Below are 25,732 nucleotides of genomic sequence, written 5' to 3'. Positions count from 1 at the left end.
TACGTACAACACGATACGCGGGCATGCGGGCGCGAAACGCGTCAGGCCTGGCTCACGAGATCGCGCTTGCGCAGGCGGAACACCGCCAGGCTGCCGCGCAGGTTCGGCAGGAACGACACCGGCTTGCCCTCCGCCAGCGCGACGTATTCCAGCACTTCCAGGCCGCATTTCTCGGCCAGCTCCTTGAAATCGTAGATCGTCGCGTAGCGCAGGTTCGGCGTGTCGAACCACTGGTAAGGCAGGGAACGCGACACCGGCATGCGGCCCTTGAGCAGCGCGGCGCGGTGCGGCCAGTAGGCGAAGTTCGGGAACGACACGATCGCCTCCTTGCCCACGCGGACGATGTCGCGCAGGCGCGCCTCCACGTGCTGCATCATCTGCAGCGACGACAGGCACAGGACCATGTCGAAGGCGTCGTCCGCGAACAGGTCGAGGCCCTGCTCCATGTCGTGCTGGATCACGCTGATGCCGCGCTGCGTGCTTTCCAGGACCTTGTCGTCGGCGATCTCGACGCCATAACCCGTGCAGCGCTTGGCCTGCTCCAGGTAGCGCAGCATCGCGCCGTCGCCGCAGCCGACGTCCAGCACGTGCGCGCGGTCGCCCACCCAGTGCGCGATGAATGCCAGGTCGGGACGCAGGGTGCTCAGGTCTTCGAATTTCATGCGGTCTCCTTCTTCTCGCCGGCGATGCGCTCGAAGTAGGCGCGCACGATGCTCATGTAGCGCGCATCCTCCAGCAGGAAGGCGTCGTGGCCGTGCGGCGCGTCGATCTCGGCATACGTCACCTTGCGGCGGTTGGCCAGCAGCGCCTCGACGATCTCGCGGCTGCGCTCCGGCGAAAAGCGCCAGTCGGTGCTGAACGAGGCGACCAGGTATTGAGCGCTCGTATTCTCCAGCGCCTTGGCCAGATTGCCGCCATGCTCGCGCGCGGGATCGAAGTAGTCGAGCGCCTTCGTGATCAGGAGGTAGGTGTTGGCGTCGAAGTATTCCGAGAACTTGTCGCCCTGGTAGCGCAGGTACGATTCGATCTCGAAATCGACGCCGAAGTCGAATTTGTACTCGTTGCGCTCGGCCGCGTTGCGCAGCTTGCGGCCGAATTTTTCCGCCATGTCGTCGTTCGACAAATACGTGATGTGGCCGACCATGCGCGCGACTTTCAGGCCGTTCCTGGGCACGACGCCGTATTCGTAGAAATCGCCGCCGCGGTAATCCGGATCGGTCAGAATCGCCTGGCGCGCCACGTCGTTGAACGCGATGTTTTGCGCGGACAGCTTCGGCGTGGACGCGATCACGATGCAGTGGCGCAGGCGTTCGGGGAACATGATGCTCCACGCGAGGGCCTGCATGCCGCCCAGCGAACCGCCCATCACGGCCGCGAATTGTTCGATGCCGAGGCGGTCGGCCAGGCGCGCCTGCGCGGCGACCCAGTCCTCCACCGTCACGACGGGGAAGGCGGCGCCGTACGGCTTGCCGGTGGCCGGATTCGTGTGCATCGGGCCCGTGGAACCGAAGCAGGAACCGAGGTTGTTGACGCCGATGACGAAGAAGCGGTCGGTGTCGACCGGCTTGCCCGGGCCCACCATATTGTCCCACCAGCCGGTGCTCTTGGGCTGGTCGGCGTAGTGGCCGGCCACGTGGTGCGACGCGTTCAGCGCATGGCAGATCAGTACCGCGTTCGATTTGTCGGCGTTCAGCGTGCCGTACGTTTCATACATCAGCGTGTAATCGCCGATGGCCGCGCCGCTGCGCAGGCGTAGTGGTTCGGCGAACTGCATCGCCTGGGGGGAGACTATTCCGATCGATCCCATGAAGACTCTTAAATTGTGAGCGCCGCGCTCCGCGCGCGGCACCTTGAATGGCTAGATAGACTGCAGCTGCTCCACGGCTTCGGCGATGGCCGCCGGCTCCATCGCGCGCAGGATGCGCTTCGTGCGCGGCACGAGCCGCGTCAGGTCGCTCGACAGGATTTCCTGCTTGACGGCCAGCAGCTGGGCCGGGTGCATCGAGAACTCGCGCAGGCCCATGCCCAGCAGCAGGCGGGTGAGCTTGACGTCGCCCGCCATCTCGCCGCACACGGCCACGTCGATGCCGGCCTTGTGCCCGGCCTCGATCGTCATCGCGATCAGGTTCAAGACCGCCGGGTGCAGCGGATTGTACAGGTGCGCCACCTCGTAGTCGACGCGGTCGATGGCCAGCGTGTACTGGATCAGGTCATTGGTGCCGATCGACAGGAAGTCCAGGCGTTTGACGAACATCGGCAGCGCCAGCGCGGCGGCCGGGATCTCGATCATGGCGCCGACCTCCACGCTGTCGTCGAACTTGACGTGCTGCTCGCGCAGCTGGGCCTTGGCCTGTTCGATCATGCTGAGGGTCTGGTCGATCTCGAACGCGTGCGCCAGCATCGGGATCAGGATGCGCACCTTGCCGAACGCGGACGCCCGCAAAATCGCGCGCAGCTGGGTGAGGAACATCTGCGGCTCGGCCAGGCAATAGCGGATCGCGCGCAGGCCCAGCGCCGGATTCAGCGCCGTGTGCTCGGTCTGGTCGAGCGGCTTGTCGGCGCCCACGTCGAGCGTGCGGATCGTGACCGGGCGGCCCTTCATCGCCAGCACGGCGTTGCGGTACTGCTCGAACTGCTCGTCCTCGCCCGGCACCTTCAGGCCTTGCGCGCCGCGGCCCATGAACAGGAATTCGGAGCGGAACAGGCCGACGCCGACGGCGCCCGCCTCCAGCGCCGGGCCGCAGTCGTCCGGCAGCTCGATGTTCGCGAGCAGCGTGATCGGCGTGCCGTCCTTCGTGACGGCCGGCGTCTTTTTCAGCTTGAGCAGGCGCTTGCGCGCCTTCATCAGGTTGGCCTGGCGCGCGCGGTACTGCTCCATCACGAGCGCGCTCGGATTGCAGATGACGACGCCGGCATCGCCGTCGACGATCACCCAGTCGTCCTGCTCGATCAGGCGCGACGCCTGGCTCATGCCGACGGCGGCCGGGATGTCCAGGCTGCGCGCGACGATCGCCGTGTGCGAGTTCTGGCCGCCCACGTCCGTCACGAAGCCGACGAACGAGCGGTCGCGGAACGCGAGCATGTCGGCCGGCGAGATGTCGTGCGCGACGACGATCATCTGCGGCTGGAAGTGATCTTCCCCGGGCGGCGCGGGCGGCGCCGACAGCGCGGTGCCCATCAGCACCTTGAGCACGCGCTCGGCCACCTGCTGGATGTCCTGCTTGCGCTCGCGCAGGTACTCGTCCTCGATCTCGTCGAACTGCGCCGAGAGCTCGTCGATCTGCGTGACGAGCGCCCATTCCGCGTTGTAGTGGCGGCTGCGGATGATGTCGAGCGGCGCCTCCGAGATCATGGGATCGGACAGGATCAGCACGTGCACGTCGATGAACGCGCCCAGTTCCGTCGGGGCTTCCTTCGGCAGCTCGGTCCACAGCTCCTGCAGGTTGCGGTGCACTTCGGCGATCGCGTCCTGCAGGCGCTTCACTTCCGCCTCGACCTGCTCTTCCGGCACCAGGTAGTGCTTGACGTCGAGCGCGGCCGGCGTGAGCAGGTGCGCGCGCCCGATCGAGATCCCGCGCGAGACCGGAATGCCGTGCAATGTGAACGATGCCATGGAAGGTCCCGGGTGACGGCCAGCTCGGCTATCCGGCATTACTCGCCTTCGCCGAATTTATCGTTGATGAGGCCGGTGAGCGCGGCGATGCAGTCCTGTTCGTCGGCGCCGTCCGCTTCCAGCGTCACCTTGGCGCCCTTGCCGGCGGCCAGCATCATGACGCCCATGATCGACTTGGCGTTGATGCGGCGCCCGTTGCGGGTCAGCCAGACGTCGCTCTGGAACTTGGCGGCCAGTTGGGTGAATTTGGCGGAAGCGCGGGCGTGCAGGCCCAGCTTGTTGATGATCTCGAGTTCCTGTTGAATCATATTCTAGTTGTCGTTTTCTCGTGAGATACGGCCCCCGGTCAGGTGCCGAGCCGGATCCTGTTGTCCACCCTGACGGCGCCGTTCTGCGCGCCGGCCAGTGCCATCTCGACCACGACGTCCAGCGTGTCGCGCCGGTACGTGATCGCGCGCAGCAGCATCGGCAGGCTGATGCCCGCGATGATTTCCACGCGCCCCGGCTCGGCCAGGCAATTGCAGCAGTTCGACGGCGTGCCGCCCTTGATGTCGGTGATGACCAGCACGCCGTCGCCTTCGTCCAGGCGCTGGATCGCGCTCTTGGCCAGGGCGTTGATCTCGTTCGTGTCCTGGTCCGCCGTCACGTCGATCGCTTCGAAGCGCTCGGTGGGACCGCGGAACACGTGCGCGACCGCGGCGATGAATGCCTGGCCCAGCGGAGCGTGGGTCATCAGCAGAATGCCTACCATGTTTTCAGTTTCCTGCTCAGTTGCTCGTGACTCGTTTTTCGACGGCGTCGACGAACATCGAAGCGACGTCGAAACCGGTCTGGTCGGTAATTTCCTGGAAACAGGTGGGGCTGGTGACATTCACCTCGGTCAGGAAATCGCCGATCACATCCAATCCTACCAGCAACAGACCACGCGCGGCCAGTTCGGGGCCGAGCGTTTCCGCGATCTCGCGGTCGCGCTCGGACAGCGGCTGCGCGACGCCCGTGCCGCCGGCCGCCAGGTTGCCGCGGACTTCACCGGCCTGCGGAATGCGCGCCAGCGAGAACGGGACCGGCTTGCCGTCGATGACGAGCACGCGCTTGTCGCCCTTGACGATGGCGGGGATGTATTTCTGGGCCATGATCGTGCGCGCGCCGTTTTCCGTCAGCGTCTCGATGATCGAACCGAGGTTCAGGCCGTCGTCCTTGACGCGGAAGATGCCGGCGCCGCCCATGCCGTCCAGCGGCTTGAAGATCACGTCGCCATGCTCGGCGTGGAAGGCGCGCAGGCGCGTGCCGGACGACGAGACGAGCGTGGGCGACGTGAACTGGCTGAACTGGGCGATGGACAGCTTTTCGTTGTGGTCGCGGATCGCTTGCGGTTTGTTGAACACGCGCGCGCCCTGGCGCTCGGCCTGTTCCAGCAGATAGGTGCCGTACACGTATTCCATGTCGAACGGCGGATCCTTGCGCTGGATGACGGCGTCGAATTCGGACAGGGGCACCGTATCGGTGTCGCCCTCGCGGTACCAGTCGTCGGCGTCGCCGGTCAGCGCAATCTCCGTGGCCTCGGCCGTCACGACGCCCTCTTCCAGCACCATGTGGCGCTGTTCGAAGACATAGATCCGGTGACCGCGCCGCGCCGCTTCGCGCATCATCGCGAACGTCGAGTCCTTGTAGATTTTGAAGCCGGACAACGGATCGGCGAGAAAAGCGATTTTCATGATGGTCCCAATGAAGACAATGCCTCGATTTTAGCCGGAAACGCGGATGTTCGCGGAAAGGCGGCCGCGGCCGCCGGACGAGTTACCGAGGCAGCTTCCCATTAGCAAAAAGTCATCTATTCAACCTGCATTTGCGAACCGTCAAACGTGCCACCGGCCCGCTTGGGAAGATGCGTCCCAGGAGGACACGATGAGCGACCGAGCCGAGCAGGAACGCATCAATCAGGTCTATCGCCAATGGCATGGTGGCGCCGCGCTGGCGAAATATGCCTGGCACCGGCCCGACATCGTGCGCCAGACGGCGGCGCGGTCGCGCGTGCTGGCCGAGCTGCTGCCGCTGACGGTGGGACGCGACCTGTCCGCCGTGCGCGCGCTCGACGTCGGCTGCGGCAGCGGCAGTTTCCTGCGCCAGCTGATCGACTGGGGCGCCACGCCTGCCCACCTGGCGGGCACGGAACTCCAGCAAGACCGCCTGGACCAGGCCAGGGCCCGCACGGCGCCCGGCGTGCGCTGGCACCTGGGGCAGCTCGACGCCTTTCCCGACGCCAGCATGGATCTCGTGAGCGCGCACACCGTGTTTTCCTCGATCCTCGACGAGGACCTGCGGCGCGGCCTGGCCGCCGAGATGTGGCGCGTGCTGCGTCCCGGCGGCTGGACGCTGTTGTTCGACTTCCGCTACAGCAGCCCGCGCAACACCCACGTGCGCAAGGTGACGGACGTCGAGCTGCTGCGCTTCTGGCCCGCCGCCAGCCGGCACTACCGCACGCTGGTGCTCATCCCGCAGCTGGGCCGCACCTTTGCCGCCCTGCCCTGGCTGATCCCGGAAACGCTGGCGACCTTGCTGCCGCCGCTGCGCTCCCACTTCATCTACATGGCGCGCAAGCCCGAGACCGACCGGGCGGAATGAACTTCAGGGCACCTCGAAAAACCGTCGCGCGCGGCAGCAGAGTTGGTCGAGAAGCGCAGCTGTACGCGGAGTACAGCCGGTCCGCCGTAGCGGCGCATCGCAGACCAGATATGCAACGCGCAGCGGGTTTTTCGACGTGCCTTTAATAAATCTCCGGATCCGGATCGGTCCGTTCCAGCTCCAGCGACGCCGCCAGCAGCGCGAGACGCGCCACGACGCCGTACACATAGAACCGGTTTGGCGCGGCCGTGCCCGGCTTAGCCTTCAGGTCCGGCACGGCATGCTGCTGCGCGAACGCGAGCGGCACGTATTGCGAGCCCGGCGCATTCAGGTTCTGGTCGACGCCGCGCTCCGCATGCACGCGGTAGAAGCCGCCGACGACGTAGCGGTCGATCATGTACACGACCGGCTCCGCCACCGCGTCGTTGATCGACTCGAACGTGGGCACGCCTTCCTGGATCATCACGTCCGTGACGGTGACGCCATCCTTGATGACCGACATCTTGTTGCGCTGCTTGCGGTTCAGGTCCTTGACCTCGCTCGCATCCTTGACGGTCATGATGCCCATGCCGTACGTGCCGGCATCCGGCTTGACGATGACGAAGGGTTTTTGATCCTTCATCCCGTATTCCTTGTACTTCTTCTTGATCTTCGACAGCAGCGCCGACACGTTGTCGGCCAGGCATTCCATGCCGACGCCTTCCTGGAAGTCGACCTCACCACATTTGCTGTGCAGCGGGTTCACGAGCCATGGGTCGATGTCGATCAGCTTGCCGAACTTCTTCGCGACCTCGTCGAACGCCTTGAAGTGGTTGCTCTTGCGGCGCACGGCCCAGCCGGCGTGCAGCGGCGGCAGCAGCGACTGTTCGTGGACGTTTTCCAGGATGCTCGGGATGCCGGCGGACAGATCGTTATTCAGCAGGATCGTGCACGGGTCGAAGTCGGCCAGGCCCACGCGGCGGCCGTTGGGCGAGCGCACGAGCGGTTCGACGACGAGCATATTCCCGTCCGGGAGCGCAAGCGGCGTCGGTTCCGTCACCTCGGGCGACAGCGAGCCCAGGCGCACGTGCAAGCCGGTCTGGCGGAAAATCTGCATCAGCCGCTGCACGTTCTGCAGGTAATACGGATTGCGCGTATGGCTTTCCGGGATCAAGAGCAGGTTGCGGGCGTCCGGGCAATACTTGTCGATCGCGGCCATGGCGGCCTGCACCGTCAGCGGCAGCATCTCGGTCGACAGGTTGTTGAAGCCGCCCGGGAACAGGTTCGTGTCCACCGGCGCCAGCTTGTAGCCGGCATTGCGCAGGTCCACCGAGCAATAGAACGGCGGCGTGTGCTCCTGCCACTCGAGGCGGAACCAGCGTTCGATGGCAGGCGTGGCTTCGAGGATTTTCTTTTCCAGGTCCAGCAGGGGACCGGTCAGGGCAGTGGCGAGGTGGGGAACCATAAAAATGACGTCCTTCGGGCTTCTTGGCGATATGGTAAGCCGAGATTGGGGCTGACGAACGTTTTTTAAAGTCCCTTATTCGTTCAGGAAATAAAAAAGCGCCCCGAAAGGCGCTTTTTTGAACCGAATTAACGGATTGACAATCAGGAGTGATAAGCCTGCTCGCCGTGGCTCGTGATGTCCAGGCCTTCGCGCTCCTCGTCCTCGGGGACACGCAGGCCGACCACGACGTCGACGATCTTGTAGGCAATGAACGAGACGACGGCCGACCACACGATGGTGGTGCCGACGGCTTCCGCCTGCACCAGCACCTGGTGGGCGATCGAGTACGGATCGGCGGACATCTTGTTGGTGACGTAGTCGAAGATGCCCTGGCCGCCCAGTTGCGGTGCCGCGAACACGCCGGTCAGCAGCGCGCCCAGGATACCGCCCACGCCGTGCACGCCGAACACGTCCAGCGAGTCGTCGGCGCCGATCATGCGCTTCAGGCCGTTCACGCCCCACAGGCAGACGATGCCGGCGACGAGGCCGATGATCAGTGCGCCCATCGGACCGACGTAGCCGCAGGCCGGGGTGATGGCGACGAGGCCGGCGACGGCACCCGAGGCGCCGCCCAGCATCGACGGCTTGCCCTTGGTGATCCACTCGCCGAAGACCCACGACACGGTGGCGGCGGCGGTGGCCAGCAGGGTGTTGATGAAGGCCAGCGCGGCGACGTCGCCCGCTTCCAGGGCCGAACCGGCATTGAAGCCGAACCAGCCCACCCACAGCAGCGAGGCGCCGATCATGGTCATCGTCAGCGAGTGCGGCGCCATCGATTCACGGCCGTAGCCGACGCGCTTGCCGATCAGGACTGCACCGACGAGGCCGGCGATAGCGGCGTTGATGTGCACCACGGTGCCGCCCGCGAAGTCGAGGGCGCCCTTCTGGAACAGCCAGCCGGCCTTGGCGGTCTCGGCGTCGAGGGTGGCGGCGGTGATGGCGTCCGGACCGGTCCAGAACCAGACCATGTGGGCGACCGGCAGGTAGCCGAACGTGAACCACAGCACGACGAACAGCAGCACGGCCGAGAAGCGGGCGCGCTCGGCGAAGGCGCCGATGATCAGGCCGCAGGTAATGGCCGCGAACGTGCCCTGGAACGCCACGTAGACGAACTCGGGGATGACGACGCCCTTGCTGAAGGTGGCCGCCGTCGCGAACGTGGCCTTGGCCGGATCCCAGATGCCGTTCAGGAACAGACGGTCGAAGCCGCCGATGAACGCGGTGTTCTCCGTGAACGCCAGCGAGTAGCCGTACAGGCACCACAGCACGATGATGACGGCGAAGATCATGAAGACCTGCAGCAGCACGGACAGCATGTTCTTGGAGCGGACCAGGCCGCCGTAGAACAGGGCCAGGCCCGGGATCGTCATCATGATCACCAGCAGGGTGGCGACCATCATCCAGGCGGTGTCGCCCTTCTGCGGGGTCGGTGCGGCGGCGGCGGCCGGGGCGGCCGGGGCGGCAGCGGCCGCAGCGACAGGCGCCGATGCTGCCGGTGCCGCGGCCGCCGGGGCGGCCGGTGCGCTGGCGGCCGGTGCGGCAGCGGCGATTGCTGCCGGTTTGGCGGCATCCTGGGCCAGGGCCGGGGCGGATGCGGCCAGCGCCATGGCGACGGATACGCCTGCGATCAGTTTTGTGATGGTGTGGATCATCGGATTCCCCTTACAGCGCTTCGTTGCCGGTTTCACCGGTACGGATACGGACTACCTGCTCCAGGTTGGAGACGAAAATTTTGCCGTCACCGATCTTGCCGGTGCGCGCGGCGCTCTGGATCGTATCGATCACCTGGTCGACGATGGCGTCGTCGACCGCTGCCTCGATCTTGGTCTTCGGCAGGAAATCGACGACGTATTCCGCGCCGCGGTAGAGCTCGGTATGGCCCTTCTGGCGGCCGAAACCCTTCACTTCGGTCACGGTGATACCCTGGACGTTGATTTCCGAGAGGGCTTCACGCACCTCGTCGAGCTTGAAGGGTTTGATGATGGCGGTAATCATTTTCATACGATTGCCTCTTCAGAAAGTTTTTGAAACAGTGAGCAGGGCCGCGGACTTGCCCAGGTTTTCCGCGGACGGGCTCCGGTAGGCACTGGTGTCGGCCTTGATCCACGCCAGGGCCACCGAGCAGACGCCCAGGTCCTTGGTCACGCCGAGCTTGTAGTCAATGTAGGAAAGCGAACCGTTATGACGCACGTTCTGGCGGCCGGCATGCAGGTTCAGCGTGAAGCCGCTGCCGACGTCGACGTTGGCGCCGATGTCCAGGTAGCCGCTGCCCTTGCTGTCGGCCGTGCCGAACAGGTTCGTCAGCGAATGCGAGTACTTGACGTAGGCCGGGCCGAAACCGAGCTGCCCGTACAGTTCGAAGGTGTTGGCATTCGGATGCAGGCCGTTGCTCGGGTAGAAGTAGTACAGGCCGCCCACGTCATAGGTGATGTCGCTGGTGATGTTGCCGCGCTTGCCGCCGTAGAAATCCCATTCGACGTCGCCGCTGCCGCCCGCATCCTTGGTCCACTTGATGGTGGACAGCCAGGTGCCCGCGTACAGGCCGGTCGGGTTGTGGGTGTAGTCGGCGCCGCCCTGCAGCGCGGGGTCCAGACGCGATTGGGAAATGCCGCGGTAGCGATAATCGCTCGTCAGCGCCGCATTGAAGCTCACCTCATTGTCCGGCTTCTGCTCCTCGGCGCCGGCCAGCCCGATGCCAAGGCTCCACAGGCTGACGGCCAATACTGCAACGTGGGGCCAATTGCTGTTACGACGCTTCATACACACTCCCTTGTAGTTGAACATATTCTTGAGTTGCGGTTTACAATCCGGGATCGCGACCTCGTTATGGTTTATGGTTGATTAGCAGGATGCGTGCCACCCCTTGTCGGCCCCGGTACTCGCTTGTTTTTCGCGCCTTATGCCCCCACTTTTTTGGTTTCAAAAAACAAACGAGACCAGGACGCGTGCGCCGTCACGGTGCACGCACCAATTCAGGACCATGCGCACCACATTGGTGCGGCGCGCCGACTCAAGGAATAGTGTGAAATGAACAATTTTTTTAATGATTTGCAGGGCAAGCTCAACGAAGTCTTCGAGAACTCGCCCGCCAAGGACATCGAACGCAACGTCAAGGCGATGATGACCCAGGGTTTTTCGAAGCTCGACCTCGTGACGCGCGAAGAGTTCGACATCCAGGCCCAGGTGCTGGCGAAGACGCGCGCCAAGCTCGACGCGCTCGAACTGCGCGTGGCCGAACTGGAAGCAAAGCTGGCGGCCGCCGATACCAAGGCTTGAGCCCTACGGGCGGCCTTGCGCCGCCCTCACCTCGCGAACCGCACCATCAACCGCCACGCCGCGAACAAGGCCGCGCCGCCCAGGCTGACCGCGAGCACGATCGCCACCATCCAGCCCACCGGATTGGTCAACCCGGCGCTGTCCGCTGCAAAGACCAACGCACACGCCAGCGCCACTTGCGCGATCCATACGGCCCGCAGCGGCCGGAACGCGCCCGGATCCCCGCGCCGCCACAGGCGCAGCGCCACCCACGTCACAGGCCCGCACAGCAGGCAGAACAGGAGCGCGAGGGCAAGCAGGGCAAGAATCAGTCTGGGCATGCGTCGATAGGATCAAGGCCGGCCAGGCGGCCGGGCCCGCTACATTACCAGAGCGCACGCGAAAAAAGTTCGGTGTCCATGCCTGTCCCCTCTCAACAGGCATCCGTTCCGCTTGCCTAAGATGAGGCCTCGTCCACCGCTGAAGGAACCCGATTGAGCCTCGCCGTCCTCAGGAGCCGCGCCCTCGCCGGCATGGAAGCGCCCGCCGTCAGCGTGGAAGTCCACCTGGCCAACGGGCTGCCGGCCATGAATATCGTGGGTCTTGCCGACGCCGAGGTGCGCGAGTCGAAGGACCGCGTACGCGCCGCGCTGCAGAACTCGGGCTTCGAGGTCCCGAGCCGGCGCATCACGATCAACCTCGCGCCGGCCGAACTGCCCAAGGAATCGGGCCGGTTCGACTTGCCCATCGCGCTGGGCATCCTGGCCGCGTCCGAACAGATCCCGGCCGCGGCGCTGGACGGCTATGAATTCGCCGGCGAACTGTCGCTGTCGGGAGAACTGCGCCCCGTGCGTGGCGCGCTGGCGATGAGTTTCGCGATGCTGCGCCGGCACACCGATGGCGACGCGCCGGCGCGCGCCTTCGTGCTGCCCTGGGCGAACGCGGACGAAGCGGCGCTCGTGACGGACGCCGCCATCTATCCCGCCCGCTCGTTGCTGGAGGTGTGTGCGCACTTCGCCGCCAAGGCCGACGACGCGCGCTTGCAGCGCTACCGGCCCGCGTCGTCCGATGATGCGCCCGTGTACCCGGACTTCGCCGACGTCAAGGGCCAGCAGCAGGTCAAGCGCGCGCTCGAGGTGGCGGCCGCGGGCCTTCACTCCGTGCTGCTGATCGGACCGCCGGGCGCCGGCAAGAGCATGCTGGCGTCCCGCTTCCCCGGCCTGCTGCCGCCGATGTGCGAGGACGAAGCGCTGGAGACGGCCGCGCTCCAGTCGCTGGCCGGCAGCTTCGCCATCGAACGTTGGCGACGGCGGCCGTTCCGCAATCCGCACCACACGAGTTCCGGCGTGGCCCTCGTCGGCGGGGGACAAGTGCCGCGGCCCGGAGAAATTTCGCTGGCCCATCACGGCGTCCTGTTCCTGGACGAGCTCCCGGAATTCGACCGCAAGGTGCTGGAAGTACTGCGCGAACCGCTGGAAACGGGCGCCATCACGATCTCGCGCGCTGCCCGCCAGGCCGACTTCCCCGCGAACTTTCAATTGATCGCGGCGATGAATCCGTGCCCGTGCGGCTGGCTGGGCCATCCATCAAATAAATGCCGCTGCACGCCGGACGCCGTCCAGCGCTACCAGGACCGCATTTCCGGCCCCCTCCTCGACCGCATCGACATCCAGGTGCCCATGACGGCGATGGCGCCGGACACGATGGCCCAACTGGCCGACGGGGAGCCGAGCGCGGCCATCGCGGAAAGAGTCGCGTGCGCGCATGCGCGCCAGCTGGCGCGCCAGGGCAAGGCCAATCAAAAGCTGACGACGCGCGAGATCGACACCCACTGCCGCCTCGACGACGCCGCCGAGCGGCTGCTGGGCGACGCTATGCAGCACCTGCACTGGTCGGCGCGCGCCTACCACCGCGTGCTCAAGGTGGCGCGCACGGTCGCCGACCTGGCGGAATCCGAGACGGTGAAGCCCGCCCACGTGGCCGAGGCGATCCAGTACCGGCGCGGCTTACGCGATCGCTGATACGGGGAATCAGGCGAGCCCGGCCGATGCCTGCTCGCGTGCCGCGCGCTTGATGGCCTGGGGCGGCTGGCCGAAGGCGCGCAGGAAGGCGCGGCGCATGCGCTCGGGATCGGAGAAGCCGGTCTCGCGCGCCACCACGTCGATCGAGTGGTTGCTGCCCTCGATCATGGCGCGTGCCGCTTCCACGCGCAGCACCTCGATCGCGCGCGCGGGCGACTGGCCCGTCTCGATGCGGAAGGTGCGGCTGAACTGGCGCGTGCTCAGGTTGGCCGCTTCGGCCAACTCGTCCACGGACAGCGGCTTGCGCAAATGGGTCTTGGCGTAGGCCAATGCCTGCTGGATGCGGTCGGATTTCGGCTCCAGTTCCAGCAGGGCCGAGAACTGCGACTGGCCGCCGCTGCGGCGGTGGTAGACCACCAGCTTGCGGGCGATGTTGCGCGACAGCTCGATGCCATGGTCGCTTTCGACGAGGGCCAGGCACAGATCGACGCACGCGGTCATACCGGCGGACGTCCAGATATTGCCCTCATTGATGAAGATGCGGTCTTCCTCGACGCGCACTTTCGGATACATGCGCTGCAGGTCGCGCGCCAGCGCCCAGTGCGTGGTGGCGCGCTTGCCATCCAACAGGCCCGCTTCGGCCAGCAGGAACGCCCCCGTGCAGATGCTGCCCACGCGGCGCGAGTGCACGCTGGCCTGGCGCAAGATCTCGATGAAGCCCGGCGACGACGGACGGCGCGGCACCATCTGCCCTGCCACCAGCAGGGTGTCGTAATCGTAACGCATGACGGCCTCCGTCAGCACGTTGATGCCCGACGAGCTGGTCATCGAGCCGCCGTGCTCGGACAGGATCGTGACTTCGTAACAAGGTTCGTCGGACAGGGCGTTGGCGAATTCATAAACCGTCGTTGCCATCAAGTCCAGAGCCTGGAAGCCGGGGGGCAGCAAGAGTCCGATTCTGCGTTTCATGTTGTCCTCAGTGATATTAGGCTTGCCGGATGGACCGGATCACAGCGTCTGCTGCAGTGCATGATGATAATCATACGACACCAGCTTAGCCCCAGCCAAAAACAACTGACAAGGTAGATAGGAGAAGAATTTGTGGTGTGTACACACCAACCATCCTGATTTAAGGGTTACTTGGTATTCAGGACAAATATGTTTGCGTGAACATAGATCCTGGAAGACAACTTCTCTCCTCTGCAGCCCACTGGAGAATATCCATCGAACTCACGGGCGACCCAGTTTCGCCACAGGGCAAGCCCTGTTACCATGTCGTCATGACAAGACGACTCTTCGTAGTGCGCATGGCCGCCCTGTGCCTGCTGGCGGCCTGCTCTCCCAAATACAATTGGCGCGACTATGCCAGTCCAGACGCCCCGTACCGCGTCATGTTCCCGGCCAAGCCGAGCACCTTCACCCGCAACATCGACCTGGACGGCATGCGGGTCGCCATGACGATGACGGCGGCCGAGATCGACGGCGCCACGTTCGCCGTCGGCGCGGCCGAGGCGCCGGATGCGGCGCGCGCCCAGGCCGCGCTGGAAGCGATGCAGGTCGCGCTGGTGCGCAACATCGGCGCCACCGTCACCAGCGAGAAGGCGACGGCGGACCTCGACCGCGCCACGCGCGACGTCGATGCCAGCGGAACCAGCCAGGGCGTGCCGATGCGCCTTGTCGGCCATTTCGAATCGCGCGGCAAGCGCTTCTATCAGGTGATCGTGCTCGGCAAGACACAAGCGCTGCCGGCCGAGCAGGTCGAACAATTCCTCACGTCCTTCAAACTGCCCTGACATGACTACAGCGTCTCCCGCCCTGCGCCTGTCCGCGTTGCGCAAATCCTTCGGCCGCCCAGCCGTCGACGGTCTCGACCTGACGGTACGGCGCGGCGAACTGTATGCGCTGCTGGGCCCCAACGGTGCCGGCAAGACGACGACGCTGCGCATGGTCACGGGCCTGCTGGCGCCCGATGAAGGCAGCGTCGAGGTGCTCGGCATCGACCTCGCGCGCGATCCGGCGGGCGCCAAGCGCGGCATGGCTTACCTGCCGGACGATCCGCTGCTGTATGGGAAACTCAAGCCGACGGAATACCTGGAATTCGTCGCCGGCCTGTGGGGCATCCGTGCGCAAGACGCCGAACCGCGCGCGCGCCGCCTGCTCGACTGGCTCGACCTGACGAAACACGCGCACGAACTGACCGAGGGTTTTTCGCGCGGGATGAAGCAGAAGCTGGCGCTGGCCGGCGCGCTGATCCACGATCCGGAGCTGCTGATCCTGGACGAACCGCTGACCGGCCTGGACGCCGCCGCCGCACGTCAGGTGAAGGACCTGCTCGTGTCGCACGTCGAGCAAGGCGGCACCGTGATCCTGACGACGCACATCCTCGAGGTGGCGGAACGCCTGGCGCAACGCATCGGCATCATTCGCCAGGGCCGCCTCATCGCCGAGGGCACGCTGGCCGAGCTGCGCGCACGCACGCAAGGCGGCAGCCTGGAAGACGTGTTCCTGCAACTGACGGAAGGGCAGCCGGGATGAATGCCGCACCGGGAAGCATCCTCTGGCTGCTGGGCTACGAATTGCGCATGGCCTGGTATGGCACCGGGCTGAACAAGAACGGCAAGCGCGGCCGGGGAAACGTCGGCATGATCGTCGGGATCGTCGCGTCGGCCCTGCTGCACCTGGTCGCGTTCGCGATGCTGCGTGCGCTGGACCGCGACGGCATGGACGAGGTATTCCTGGCCATTCCGCTCACCGCCATGCTGCTCGTGTGCGCGACCTTCATGCTGTCGAGCGCGCTGTCGGGCTGCGTGATGGCGATGTTCGAGCGCGGCGACCTGGACCTGTTGCTCTCTTCTCCGCTTCCATCGCGCAGCGTCTTCGCCGTGCGCCTGCTCGGCATCGCCGCCGCCACCGCGACCCCGTATCTGTTCCTGGGCGGCCCCTTCGCCAACATCGCCCTGGTGCTGGGGCATCCGGGCTGGCTCGGCCTGTACGTGATCATCTGCGCCTGCGCCATGCTCATGGCCTGCGCCGGCATGCTGCTGACGCTGGCCCTCGTGCGCATCCTCGGCGCCCGCCGCACGCGCGTCGTGGCCCAGGTCGTGGCCGCCATCGCCGGGGCGTTCGTGTTCCTGTTGTCGCAGGCGTATAACTTCACGCGCCACGACGGCAGCGCCGGCCCGCAACTCCTCGGCATATTCGCCAACCGGCACCTGTTCGCCCCGGGGAGTGCGCTGTGGCTGCCCGGCCGGGCCATCCTTGGCGCGCCTCTGCCGCTGCTAGCCGCGGCGCTGCTGGCGGCGCTCGCGTTCGCGCTGACGGTGAACCGCACGCATCGCTTCTTCGTCCACGGACTGCAGCAGGCGGCCGGCATCGGCCGCGTGCGCGCCCGTCCGGCGGACGCCCCGCGCTTCCGTTTCCGCCGCAGCCTGTTCGACACCATCGTCATCAAGGAATGGCGCTTGATCGCGCGCGACCCGCACCTGATCGCACAGGTGCTGCTGCAGCTGATTTATCTCGTGCCCATGCTGCTGCCGATCTTGCGCGGCGACACGACCGGTCCCGCGCTGGGCGCCGGCCTCACGCTGCTGTGCAGTTCGCTGACAGGCAGCCTGACCTGGATCGTGATCTCGGCCGAGGACGCGCCCGACCTGCTGCTGGCGGCACCGGCGCCGCGGCGCACCGTGCAGTTGGCCAAGCTGGCCGCCGCCACGATGCCGGCGCTGCTGGTCGTCGCGCTGCCGCTGCTGTGGCTGATCGTGCGCGCACCGCTGGCCGGCCTGCTCTTCGCGTTCACGATCAGCGCGGCCGTACTGAGCGCCGGCCTGATCGTGTTGTGGACGGGGCGTGCCGCGCCCCGCAGTGATTTTAAAACACGTGCCAAAGGAAATTTCCTGAGCACGATGCTGGAACTGACCAGCAGCCTCTGCTGGGCGGGACTCGGCTGGCTGCTCGTCGCCCTGACCACGGACGGCGCGACCTGGATGGTGTTCGCGTCCGCCGCGGTGCTGGCAGCGGGACTGGGCGTATTACTGCTCGCCCGATCGCTCCGGCGCAGCCCCATGTGAGAGAGAGCGCACTGACCTGAAAGTCCCACTCGTGTTATCGTTTAGTCACTCACAATAGAATGAGACAGCTATGTTAATTACCTTTAAATCCAAAGCCTACCCCAACGTCATGATGTACCAGGATCACGCCAAGCGGATTCTCGACCTGCTGCACAAGGACAGTGAACTGGGCGTCATCACCGCCGAAGAAGCGCCCCGGGCGGTCAAGCTGCTGGAAAACGAGATCGAGGAAAGCCGCAAGCACCAGGCCACGGACGAGATGGAGCAGGACGTCAAGGCCCATCATGACGAAGAGGATACCGAACACGAGGCGATCGAGACCGTGACGTTCTCCACCCGCGCCTTCCCGCTGCTGGAAATGCTGCGCGCCGCGCGCGACCAGCACACCGACGTGCTCTGGGGCGTCTGAGCGGCTAGGACGTTTCCCGCTCGGGCTCGGCTGCCGTCAACGCGACGCGGCCCTTGCCACGACGTTTGGCGTCATACATCGCCTGGTCGGCGCGGGCCAGCAGGCGGGCCGGCTCTTGCGGCTCTTGCGGCAGCTGCAAGGCCACGCCGATGCTCACGCCCACCTGCACGCTGCCGCCGGCCAACATATAGGGACGGGACAGCTGGTCCAGCAGCACATGCGCCTTGTTCTCGGCGTCCTGCGCATCGGTCAACAGCTCGAGCACGACCACGAACTCGTCGCCGGCCAGCCGCGCGGCCATATCGGTCTCGCGGATGCCGTTCAGCAGACGCATGCCGAACTGTCGCAGCAATTCGTCGCCCTCTTCGTGGCCGCGCGTATCGTTGACCTGTTTGAAGCCGTCCATATCGAGGAACAGCACCGCACACGGGCGGCCCACACGCCCCGCCCGCGCCATCGCCTCCGGCAACGCCTGCATCAGCGCGCGCCGGTTCGGCAAGCCGGTCAGCATGTCGCGCATCAGCAATTCCTGCAGCTCGGCCGTGCGCGCCGCTACCGTCACCTCGAGTTGCGCATTCATCCTCTCCAGGGCGTCGCGGTGCGCGCGTTCGCTGGCGACGAGATTGCGCATCGCGTCCGACAGCACCTGCGCCTCATGAAAACTGTTTATATGCGGAATCCGCGCCGGCATTCCCTGCGCGGGCGCGTGAGCGAGCTCTTCGATCGCGCTGCTGAGCACCTTGAGCGGCGCGACGATGCGCCGCGCCAGCAGGGCCGCCGCGGCTGCGAGGACGAGGCCCAGTCCGAGGCATAACCACTGCACACGATGTTCGAATTCATGTGCGGACGCGAGCGCCGCGGCTTCCGTCTGGCGCGCGAGCACGGCCCAGCGCAGGCCGGCGCGGTCACGGTCGCGTCCTGTCAGGCTGTAACCGGTCATATACGTCCGGCCATCGGGCCACCGTTCCATGACGGTCCCCGTCCCGCCTTGGAGGGCGTGGCGCAGGCTCTCAGTCGCGATGGGCTTTTCCAGGATGTCTCCCGGCCCGAGCAGCACGACGCCATCGCTACGGACGACGATGATTTCAGCCCCGTACGCCCGCAGCGCCGGCGTCAGCAGGTCCTCCGCCAGCGTACGCGCCCACTGCCAGCTCAGGTGAATGGCAAGAACGCCGCGCATTGTGCCGTCGGCCTCGCGGATCGGTCCCGCCACGTCGACGAAACGCCACGGGTCTGTCGCGCGTGGCAACAGGCTGCCCAGCATGGCGGCCGGGTGATAGTCCTCCGCGGTGACCGTCAGCTGCCCTGCGTGGAACCAGGGACGCGCCTTGACGTCGCGGTTCTCCAGCAAGCCGCCGGTCGCCGCCAGCACCCTGCCGTCCGGTTTCGCGATGCCGATCCACGCATAGTCGGGGAAATTACGCTGGAAATTCTCGAGCACTTGCCTGGCTGCTGCCGGGTCGCGGGCGGCGCGGACGTCCGACGAGGTCGACAAAAAAGACACGTCGTGGACCGTCTGGTCCAGTGTCCGGTCGAGGGAATCGCGCATCTGCCAGGACAGCTGTTCCAGTCGTAATGCGGCTTCTTCCGACGCGTGGCGGATGGCGAAGTGATCAACGAGGCTCAGTTGCAGAAACGCCGTGATCGCCACCGTCAGGCAGGCAAACGACACGATCAATGCCGCGAGCCGGAAAGGTCTGGAGGCGCTCATACGGTTTGCGTAAACATAAAGACCGGAATGCTACCGTACATACGCGTGGCGTTACAGAAATATTTTTATTGAGCTACAAAAGCACAAAGCCCGCTCAGGCGAGGATGGGCGGTGCCGATCCGGCCGGGCGGGCTTCGTGTTACCAAAAGCAAAAAGCCCGCTCAGACTGAACTGAGCGGGCTTCTGCGGAATAACTAGCCTGACGATAACCTACTTTCACACTGGTTGCAGCACTATCATCGGCGCAAAGTCGTTTCACGGTCCTGTTCGGGATGGGAAGGGGTGGTACCGACTTGCTATGGTCATCAGGCATAACTTGTACGAGTGCCGCAGCTTGAATGCATGCGTCACTCTGAATCTGGAAGAAGTGGTTTTAATCTGTTGTGTCAACAAACAGCCGAACCCTTGCATTGGCAATGACTGCCAAGGTTATAGGGACAAGCCGTACGGGCAATTAGTATCGGTTAGCTTAATGCATTACTGCACTTCCACACCCGACCTATCAACGTCCTGGTCTCGAACGACCCTTCAAGGAGCTCAAGGCTCCGGGAAATCTCATCTCAAGGCGAGTTTCCCGCTTAGATGCTTTCAGCGGTTATCTCTTCCGAACTTAGCTACCCGGCAATGCCACTGGCGTGACAACCGGTACACCAGAGGTTCGTCCACTCCGGTCCTCTCGTACTAGGAGCAGCCCCCTTCAAATTTCCAACGCCCACGGCAGATAGGGACCAAACTGTCTCACGACGTTTTAAACCCAGCTCACGTACCACTTTAAATGGCGAACAGCCATACCCTTGGGACCGGCTACAGCCCCAGGATGTGATGAGCCGACATCGAGGTGCCAAACTCCCCCGTCGATATGAACTCTTGGGAGGAATCAGCCTGTTATCCCCAGAGTACCTTTTATCCGTTGAGCGATGGCCCTTCCATACAGAACCACCGGATCACTATGTCCTACTTTCGTACCTGCTCGACTTGTCGGTCTCGCAGTTAAGCACGCTTATGCCATTGCACTATTAGCACGATGTCCGACCGTACCTAGCGTACCTTCGAACTCCTCCGTTACACTTTAGGAGGAGACCGCCCCAGTCAAACTGCCTACCATGCACTGTCCCCGACCCGGATCACGGGCCAAGGTTAGAACCTCAAACGAACCAGGGTGGTATTTCAAGGTTGGCTCCACGAGAACTGGCGTCCCCGCTTCAAAGCCTCCCACCTATCCTACACAGATTGGTTCAAAGTCCAATGCAAAGCTACAGTAAAGGTTCATGGGGTCTTTCCGTCTAGCCGCGGGTAGATTGCATCATCACAAACATTTCAACTTCGCTGAGTCTCGGGAGGAGACAGTGTGGCCATCGTTACGCCATTCGTGCAGGTCGGAACTTACCCGACAAGGAATTTCGCTACCTTAGGACCGTTATAGTTACGGCCGCCGTTTACTGGGACTTCAATCAAGAGCTTGCACCCCATCATTTAATCTTCCAGCACCGGGCAGGCGTCACACCCTATACGTCCACTTTCGTGTTTGCAGAGTGCTGTGTTTTTATTAAACAGTCGCAGCCACCAGTTTATTGCAACCCTTTCACCCTCATGGAGTAAACCATTCAAGCTACCGGGGCGTACCTTATCCCGAAGTTACGGTACCAATTTGCCGAGTTCCTTCTCCCGAGTTCTCTCAAGCGCCTTAGAATACTCATCTCGCCCACCTGTGTCGGTTTGCGGTACGGTCTCGTATGACTGAAGCTTAGAGGCTTTTCTTGGAACCACTTCCGATTGCTTCGTGTCGCAAGGACACCCGTCTCGACCCCTTGAATTACGCGCCCGGATTTGCCTAAGCGCCTTCTATGAGTCAAAAACCAGCTATTCCAACAGCTGGACAACCTTCCGCGATCCGTCCCCCCATCGCATCATACGACGGTGCAGGAATATTAACCTGCTTCCCATCAGCTACGCATCTCTGCCTCGCCTTAGGGGCCGACTCACCCTGCTCCGATGAACGTTGAACAGGAAACCTTGGGCTTTCGGCGAGAGGGCTTTTCACCCTCTTTATCGCTACTCATGTCAGCATTCGCACTTCCGATACCTCCAGCATCCTTTACAAGACACCTTCTCAGGCTTACGGAACGCTCTCCTACCATATGGATCAAAGTATAAATACTAAGAAACATATCCGCAGCTTCGGTGACTGGCTTAGCCCCGTTACATCTTCCGCGCAGGACGACTCGATCAGTGAGCTATTACGCTTTCTTTAAATGATGGCTGCTTCTAAGCCAACATCCTGACTGTTTTAGCCTTCCCACTTCGTTTTCCACTTAGCCAATCTTTGGGACCTTAGCTGGCGGTCTGGGTTGTTTCCCTCTTGACGCCGGACGTTAGCACCCGACGTCTGTCTCCCAAGCTCGCACTCATCGGTATTCGGAGTTTGCAATGGTTTGGTAAGTCGCAATGACCCCCTAGCCATAACAGTGCTCTACCCCCGATGGTGATACTTGAGGCACTACCTAAATAGTTTTCGGAGAGAACCAGCTATTTCCAGGTTTGTTTAGCCTTTCACCCCTACCCACAGCTCATCCCCTAATTTTTCAACATTAGTGGGTTCGGACCTCCAGGGCGTGTTACCGCACCTTCATCCTGGCCATGGGTAGATCACCTGGTTTCGGGTCTACACCCAGCGACTGTCGCCCTGTTCGGACTCGATTTCTCTACGGCTCCCCTATTCGGTTAACCTCGCCACTGAATGTAAGTCGCTGACCCATTATACAAAAGGTACGCCGTCACCCCACGAAGAGGCTCCGACTGTTTGTATGCACACGGTTTCAGGATCTATTTCACTCCCCTCCCGGGGTTCTTTTCGCCTTTCCCTCACGGTACTGGTTCACTATCGGTCGATTACGAGTATTTAGCCTTGGAGGATGGTCCCCCCATCTTCAGACAGGATTTCTCGTGTCCCGCCCTACTTGTCGTACGCTTAGTACCACCGTTCGGATTTCGTGTACGGGGCTATCACCCGCTATGGCGTCTGTTTCCAAAGACTTCCACTATCCGATCGACTATCACGTACAAGGCTCATCCCATTTCGCTCGCCACTACTTTGGGAATCTCGGTTGATTTCTTTTCCTGCAGCTACTTAGATGTTTCAGTTCGCCGCGTTCGCTTCGCATACCTATGTATTCAGTATGCGATGACCTAAAAGGCCGGGTTTCCCCATTCGGAAATCTGCGGATCAAAGTGTGTTTGCTCACTCCCCGCAGCTTATCGCAAGCTACTACGTCCTTCATCGCCTGTAATCGCCAAGGCATCCACCATGTGCACTTATTCGCTTGTCCCTATAACGTTGGCCCCTGCATGAGTGTCAGGGAACGTCATATCGACAAGGATTCAGCTTACTTTGTTTGTTGATACATACAGATTACTACCCTAAGTGTGCATCTAACTTTCGTTAGCTACACGCTTAAAGAAAACTTTACTTCTTCCAGATTGTTAAAGAACGAGAACTACACTTATCGAAACTCAGTGTTGCCAAGCTTGGATAAATGCAGTGAACAGAGAGTTGGTGGAGGATGACGGGATCGAACCGACGACCCCCTGCTTGCAAAGCAGGTGCTCTCCCAGCTGAGCTAATCCCCCATTTTGGTAACTGGTGGGTCTGGTTGGATTCGAACCAACGACCCCCGCGTTATCAACACGGTGCTCTAACCGACTGAGCTACAGACCCGAACTGTTCTCGTTTAACTTTATAACAGCCGATAAGCGTAGGCGCTTGATGACCGAGCTTGCGCTCGCGGTGCCACTCTAGAAAGGAGGTGATCCAGCCGCACCTTCCGATACGGCTACCTTGTTACGACTTCACCCCAGTCACGAATCCTACCGTGGTAAGCGCCCTCCTTGCGGTTAAGCTACCTACTTCTGGTAAAACCCGCTCCCATGGTGTGACGGGCGGTGTGTACAAGACCCGGGAACGTATTCACCGCGGCATGCTGATCCGCGATTACTAGCGATTCCAACTTCACGCAGTCGAGTTGCAGACTGCGATCCGGACTACGATACACTTTCTGGGATTAGCTCCCCCTCGCGGGTTGGCGGCCCTCTGTATGTACCATTGTATGACGTGTGAAGCCCTACCCATAAGGGCCATGAGGACTTGACGTCATCCCCACCTTCCTCCGGTTTGTCACCGGCAGTCTCATTAGAGTGCCCTTTCGTAGCAACTAATGACAAGGGTTGCGCTCGTTGCGGGACTTAACCCAACATCTCACGACACGAGCTGACGACAGCCATGCAGCACCTGTGTTCAGGCTCCCTTTCGGGCACCCTCCAATCTCTCGGAGGTTCCTGACATGTCAAGGGTAGGTAAGGTTTTTCGCGTTGCATCGAATTAATCCACATCATCCACCGCTTGTGCGGGTCCCCGTCAATTCCTTTGAGTTTTAATCTTGCGACCGTACTCCCCAGGCGGTCTACTTCACGCGTTAGCTGCGTTACCAAGTCAATTAAGACCCGACAACTAGTAGACATCGTTTAGGGCGTGGACTACCAGGGTATCTAATCCTGTTTGCTCCCCACGCTTTCGTGCATGAGCGTCAGTCTTGACCCAGGGGGCTGCCTTCGCCATCGGTGTTCCTCCACATCTCTACGCATTTCACTGCTACACGTGGAATTCTACCCCCCTCTGCCAGACTCCAGCCTTGCAGTCTCCAACGCAATTCCCAGGTTAAGCCCGGGGATTTCACGTCAGACTTACAAAACCGCCTGCGCACGCTTTACGCCCAGTAATTCCGATTAACGCTTGCACCCTACGTATTACCGCGGCTGCTGGCACGTAGTTAGCCGGTGCTTATTCTTCAGGTACCGTCATTAGAGTCGGATATTAGCCAACCCCGTTTCTTCCCTGACAAAAGAGCTTTACAACCCGAAGGCCTTCTTCACTCACGCGGCATTGCTGGATCAGGCTTGCGCCCATTGTCCAAAATTCCCCACTGCTGCCTCCCGTAGGAGTCTGGGCCGTGTCTCAGTCCCAGTGTGGCTGGTCGTCCTCTCAGACCAGCTACTGATCGTCGCCTTGGTGAGCCTTTACCTCACCAACTAGCTAATCAGATATCGGCCGCTCCAGGAGCATGAGGTCCGAAGATCCCCCACTTTCATCCGTAGATCGTATGCGGTATTAGCGTAACTTTCGCTACGTTATCCCCCACTCTTGGGTACGTTCCGATATATTACTCACCCGTTCGCCACTCGCCGCCAGGTTGCCCCGCGCTGCCGTTCGACTTGCATGTGTAAAGCATGCCGCCAGCGTTCAATCTGAGCCAGGATCAAACTCTTCAGTTTAATCTCTGTTTTGACACTTTCGTGTCATGTCGCTCACTCAAAATACTGACCGTCACTCATTGCTGAGCAACGTATTTCTTTTGCGTGAACATTTGATAATTTAAGCATTCAGTATCGCCGAAGCGATACTGGCACCTCATCAAACGCCCACACTTATCGACTGTTGATTGTTAAAGAACTTCGTGTTCGGTACTGCCTTGCTGCGCCTGCGAATCGTTTTGTTCGTCAGCAGCAGAGAAGCGAGATTATGCAGTGTTTCGCGATGATCGTCAACTTCTTTTTTTCGCTTCGTCGCGTCGATTTCCTTGGATTTCAACGTGTCGTGAAGCGGACGCGCAGTATAGCAATCGCCGCCACGCTCCGCAAGCCCCAGTTCACGCCTGTTTCCTCAGCCATTCCAAAGCACAGGGCGCGGCACTCAGCACGGAGATATGCCCATCCCCTGGTTGCAACCACAGCTCCGCCGCAGGACAGTGCCGCGCCAGCCATTCGCCATGCCCCTTGGGCACCATGCGATCCTGATCGCCATGTAACAGGAGCAGCGGCCGGGATATCTGTGCGCAATCGAAACCCCAAGGCGTCACGTAGGCGATGTCGTCGTCGATCAATCCCCCGGGGCCATTGGCCAGCGCCGGGCCGACGACGCTGTCGAACCAGGCCCACTGCCCCGACAAGGCAGCCCAGTCGCGCTCCGTGAACAGCGCACGGTCGAACTCCGGCTGCGATGCCTCGTGCGCGGCTTTGGCCGCCCGCCCCGCGAGCGCCGCACGCAGTCCCGCCTGGCCGGACGGCCGCATGCCGGCAAACCAGTCGAGGTTCTCGGCGCCATACGGTGCCAGACCGGCGATGCTGACAGCCGCCAGCACACGTCCAGGCAGAAGCGCCGCGCAGGCCAGCGCGTGCGGACCGCCGCCGGAATGTCCCACCACTGCAAACCGCTCGATGCCGAACCGGTCGGCGATACGGACAATATCGTCGGCAGCCGAGGCCACGTCGCGGCCCGCGCGGGATGTCGAGCCCCCATAACCGGGGCGATCGTAGCCAATCCAACGCAGGCCGAGCCGGGCGGCGTCGGCAAACAACGGTTCCGGTGGCGCGCCGACGTTGGGCGTGCCATGCAGCCAGAAGACCGCGGGTCCTGCATCGGTCGGCCCTCGATCGTAGACGTGCAGCGTACGCCCATCATCCAGGACCAGGTCTGCTTCGATCATCGCGTTCACCTT

The 25,732-nt window shown here is 62.8% G+C and carries 21 protein-coding genes, 2 tRNA genes and 3 rRNA genes; 7 read left to right on the top strand and 19 right to left on the bottom strand.

The features are described 5' to 3' along the window. Positions 1-41: 41 nt before the first annotated feature. The 6 genes from metW to gshB all read right to left on the bottom strand — a co-directional run bounded on the left by metW (position 42) and on the right by gshB (position 5,328). Positions 42-662, bottom strand: coding sequence for a methionine biosynthesis protein MetW (gene metW, locus BVG12_RS23710; protein ID WP_075794536.1), 621 nt, complete (start codon positions 660-662; stop codon positions 42-44). Further along, on the bottom strand, positions 659-1,774 hold the full coding sequence (gene metX, locus BVG12_RS23705) for a homoserine O-succinyltransferase MetX (RefSeq protein ID WP_229503931.1): 1,116 nt from the start codon (positions 1,772-1,774) through the stop codon (positions 659-661). The genes metW and metX overlap by 4 nt, the downstream gene beginning before the upstream one ends. Before the next feature lie 84 nt (positions 1,775-1,858). Then, positions 1,859-3,613, bottom strand: coding sequence for a phosphoenolpyruvate--protein phosphotransferase (ptsP, locus tag BVG12_RS23700; RefSeq protein WP_075794534.1), 1,755 nt, complete (start codon positions 3,611-3,613; stop codon positions 1,859-1,861). 38 nt (positions 3,614-3,651) lie between these two features. Then, positions 3,652-3,921 carry an HPr family phosphocarrier protein gene (locus BVG12_RS23695; protein ID WP_075794533.1) on the bottom strand — a complete coding sequence of 90 codons (270 nt, stop codon included), beginning with the start codon at positions 3,919-3,921 and terminating at the stop codon, positions 3,652-3,654. A 38-nt stretch (positions 3,922-3,959) separates the two neighbouring features. Continuing rightward, positions 3,960-4,364 carry a PTS sugar transporter subunit IIA gene (locus BVG12_RS23690; protein WP_075794532.1) on the bottom strand — a complete coding sequence of 135 codons (405 nt, stop codon included), beginning with the start codon at positions 4,362-4,364 and terminating at the stop codon, positions 3,960-3,962. Positions 4,365-4,380: 16 nt separating this feature from the next. Continuing rightward, positions 4,381-5,328, bottom strand: coding sequence for a glutathione synthase (gshB, locus tag BVG12_RS23685; RefSeq protein WP_075794531.1), 948 nt, complete (start codon positions 5,326-5,328; stop codon positions 4,381-4,383). A 190-nt stretch (positions 5,329-5,518) separates the two neighbouring features. On the opposite strand from gshB, the gene BVG12_RS23680 reads away from it, so the two are divergent. After that, positions 5,519-6,235, top strand: a complete 717-nt coding sequence (locus tag BVG12_RS23680; RefSeq protein WP_075794530.1) for a class I SAM-dependent methyltransferase — start codon at positions 5,519-5,521, stop codon at positions 6,233-6,235. A gap of 142 nt (positions 6,236-6,377) precedes the next feature. Here BVG12_RS23680 and gshA read toward each other — a convergent pair whose 3' ends face one another. From gshA to BVG12_RS23660, 4 genes are all read right to left on the bottom strand, one after another. After that, positions 6,378-7,679, bottom strand: a complete 1,302-nt coding sequence (gene gshA / locus BVG12_RS23675; protein WP_075794529.1) for a glutamate--cysteine ligase — start codon at positions 7,677-7,679, stop codon at positions 6,378-6,380. Positions 7,680-7,822: 143 nt separating this feature from the next. Beyond that, a complete protein-coding gene (locus BVG12_RS23670) occupies positions 7,823-9,373 on the bottom strand; it encodes an ammonium transporter (RefSeq protein WP_075794528.1) in 1,551 nt (516 codons plus the stop codon). A gap of 10 nt (positions 9,374-9,383) precedes the next feature. Continuing rightward, a complete protein-coding gene (locus BVG12_RS23665) occupies positions 9,384-9,722 on the bottom strand; it encodes a P-II family nitrogen regulator (RefSeq protein ID WP_025511601.1) in 339 nt (112 codons plus the stop codon). Between the two features lie 12 nt (positions 9,723-9,734). Continuing rightward, a complete protein-coding gene (locus BVG12_RS23660) occupies positions 9,735-10,481 on the bottom strand; it encodes a TorF family putative porin (protein ID WP_075794527.1) in 747 nt (248 codons plus the stop codon). A 267-nt stretch (positions 10,482-10,748) separates the two neighbouring features. Between BVG12_RS23660 and BVG12_RS23655 the strand changes: the two genes are divergently transcribed. Beyond that, positions 10,749-10,997: an accessory factor UbiK family protein gene (locus BVG12_RS23655; protein ID WP_075794526.1), complete on the top strand. Its 249-nt coding sequence runs from the start codon at positions 10,749-10,751 to the stop codon at positions 10,995-10,997. A gap of 26 nt (positions 10,998-11,023) precedes the next feature. Here the strand turns inward: BVG12_RS23655 and BVG12_RS23650 are convergent, their stop codons facing one another. After that, complete coding sequence (locus BVG12_RS23650) at positions 11,024-11,317, bottom strand: hypothetical protein (RefSeq protein WP_075794525.1); 294 nt, start codon at positions 11,315-11,317, stop codon at positions 11,024-11,026. A 153-nt stretch (positions 11,318-11,470) separates the two neighbouring features. Between BVG12_RS23650 and BVG12_RS23645 the strand changes: the two genes are divergently transcribed. Next, entirely contained in the window at positions 11,471-12,997 is a 1,527-nt protein-coding gene (locus BVG12_RS23645; RefSeq protein WP_075794524.1) for a YifB family Mg chelatase-like AAA ATPase, read from the top strand. Positions 12,998-13,006: 9 nt separating this feature from the next. On the opposite strand, the gene BVG12_RS23640 is transcribed toward BVG12_RS23645, so the two are convergent. Then, entirely contained in the window at positions 13,007-13,966 is a 960-nt protein-coding gene (locus tag BVG12_RS23640; RefSeq protein ID WP_075794523.1) for a GlxA family transcriptional regulator, read from the bottom strand. A gap of 311 nt (positions 13,967-14,277) precedes the next feature. Here BVG12_RS23640 and BVG12_RS23635 point away from each other — a divergent pair, with 311 nt between their 5' ends. The 4 genes from BVG12_RS23635 to BVG12_RS23620 all read left to right on the top strand — a co-directional run bounded on the left by BVG12_RS23635 (position 14,278) and on the right by BVG12_RS23620 (position 17,473). Beyond that, the gene (locus tag BVG12_RS23635) at positions 14,278-14,790 is read left to right on the top strand and encodes a hypothetical protein (RefSeq protein WP_075794522.1); all 513 of its coding nucleotides are present in this window, start codon (positions 14,278-14,280) and stop codon (positions 14,788-14,790) included. Position 14,791: 1 nt separating this feature from the next. Next, positions 14,792-15,532 (top strand): ABC transporter ATP-binding protein, encoded by a 741-nt coding sequence (locus BVG12_RS23630; protein WP_075794521.1) that lies wholly within the window; start codon positions 14,792-14,794, stop codon positions 15,530-15,532. Continuing rightward, a complete protein-coding gene (locus BVG12_RS23625) occupies positions 15,529-17,064 on the top strand; it encodes a hypothetical protein (protein ID WP_075794520.1) in 1,536 nt (511 codons plus the stop codon). Before BVG12_RS23630 ends, BVG12_RS23625 begins: the two co-directional genes overlap by 4 nt. A 70-nt stretch (positions 17,065-17,134) precedes the next feature. Beyond that, positions 17,135-17,473, top strand: a complete 339-nt coding sequence (locus BVG12_RS23620) for a DUF1840 domain-containing protein (protein ID WP_075794519.1) — start codon at positions 17,135-17,137, stop codon at positions 17,471-17,473. Between the two features lie 4 nt (positions 17,474-17,477). Here the strand turns inward: BVG12_RS23620 and BVG12_RS23615 are convergent, their stop codons facing one another. From BVG12_RS23615 to BVG12_RS23585, 7 genes are all read right to left on the bottom strand, one after another. After that, complete coding sequence (locus tag BVG12_RS23615; RefSeq protein WP_075794518.1) at positions 17,478-19,184, bottom strand: sensor domain-containing diguanylate cyclase; 1,707 nt, start codon at positions 19,182-19,184, stop codon at positions 17,478-17,480. Positions 19,185-19,381: 197 nt separating this feature from the next. Further along, positions 19,382-19,494, bottom strand: a 5S ribosomal RNA gene (gene rrf, locus BVG12_RS23610). A 123-nt stretch (positions 19,495-19,617) separates the two neighbouring features. Then, positions 19,618-22,510, bottom strand: a 23S ribosomal RNA gene (locus BVG12_RS23605). A 225-nt stretch (positions 22,511-22,735) separates the two neighbouring features. Next, positions 22,736-22,811 (bottom strand) — tRNA-Ala (locus BVG12_RS23600). 11 nt (positions 22,812-22,822) lie between these two features. Continuing rightward, positions 22,823-22,899 (bottom strand) — tRNA-Ile (locus tag BVG12_RS23595). Between the two features lie 81 nt (positions 22,900-22,980). Next, a 16S ribosomal RNA gene (locus BVG12_RS23590) occupies positions 22,981-24,509 on the bottom strand. Together the 16S, 23S and 5S rRNA genes with 2 tRNA genes alongside form the textbook arrangement of a ribosomal RNA operon. Positions 24,510-24,883: 374 nt before the next feature. Next, the gene (locus tag BVG12_RS23585) at positions 24,884-25,720 is read right to left on the bottom strand and encodes an alpha/beta fold hydrolase (protein ID WP_075796522.1); all 837 of its coding nucleotides are present in this window, start codon (positions 25,718-25,720) and stop codon (positions 24,884-24,886) included. Between the last annotated feature and the right edge of the window lie 12 nt (positions 25,721-25,732).

The sequence above is a fragment of the Massilia putida genome (assembly GCF_001941825.1).
Taxonomy (GTDB): domain Bacteria; phylum Pseudomonadota; class Gammaproteobacteria; order Burkholderiales; family Burkholderiaceae_D; genus Telluria; species Telluria putida.
Note: the sequence above shows the minus strand (reverse complement) of the source record. Positions and strands in the feature narration are given on the sequence as shown.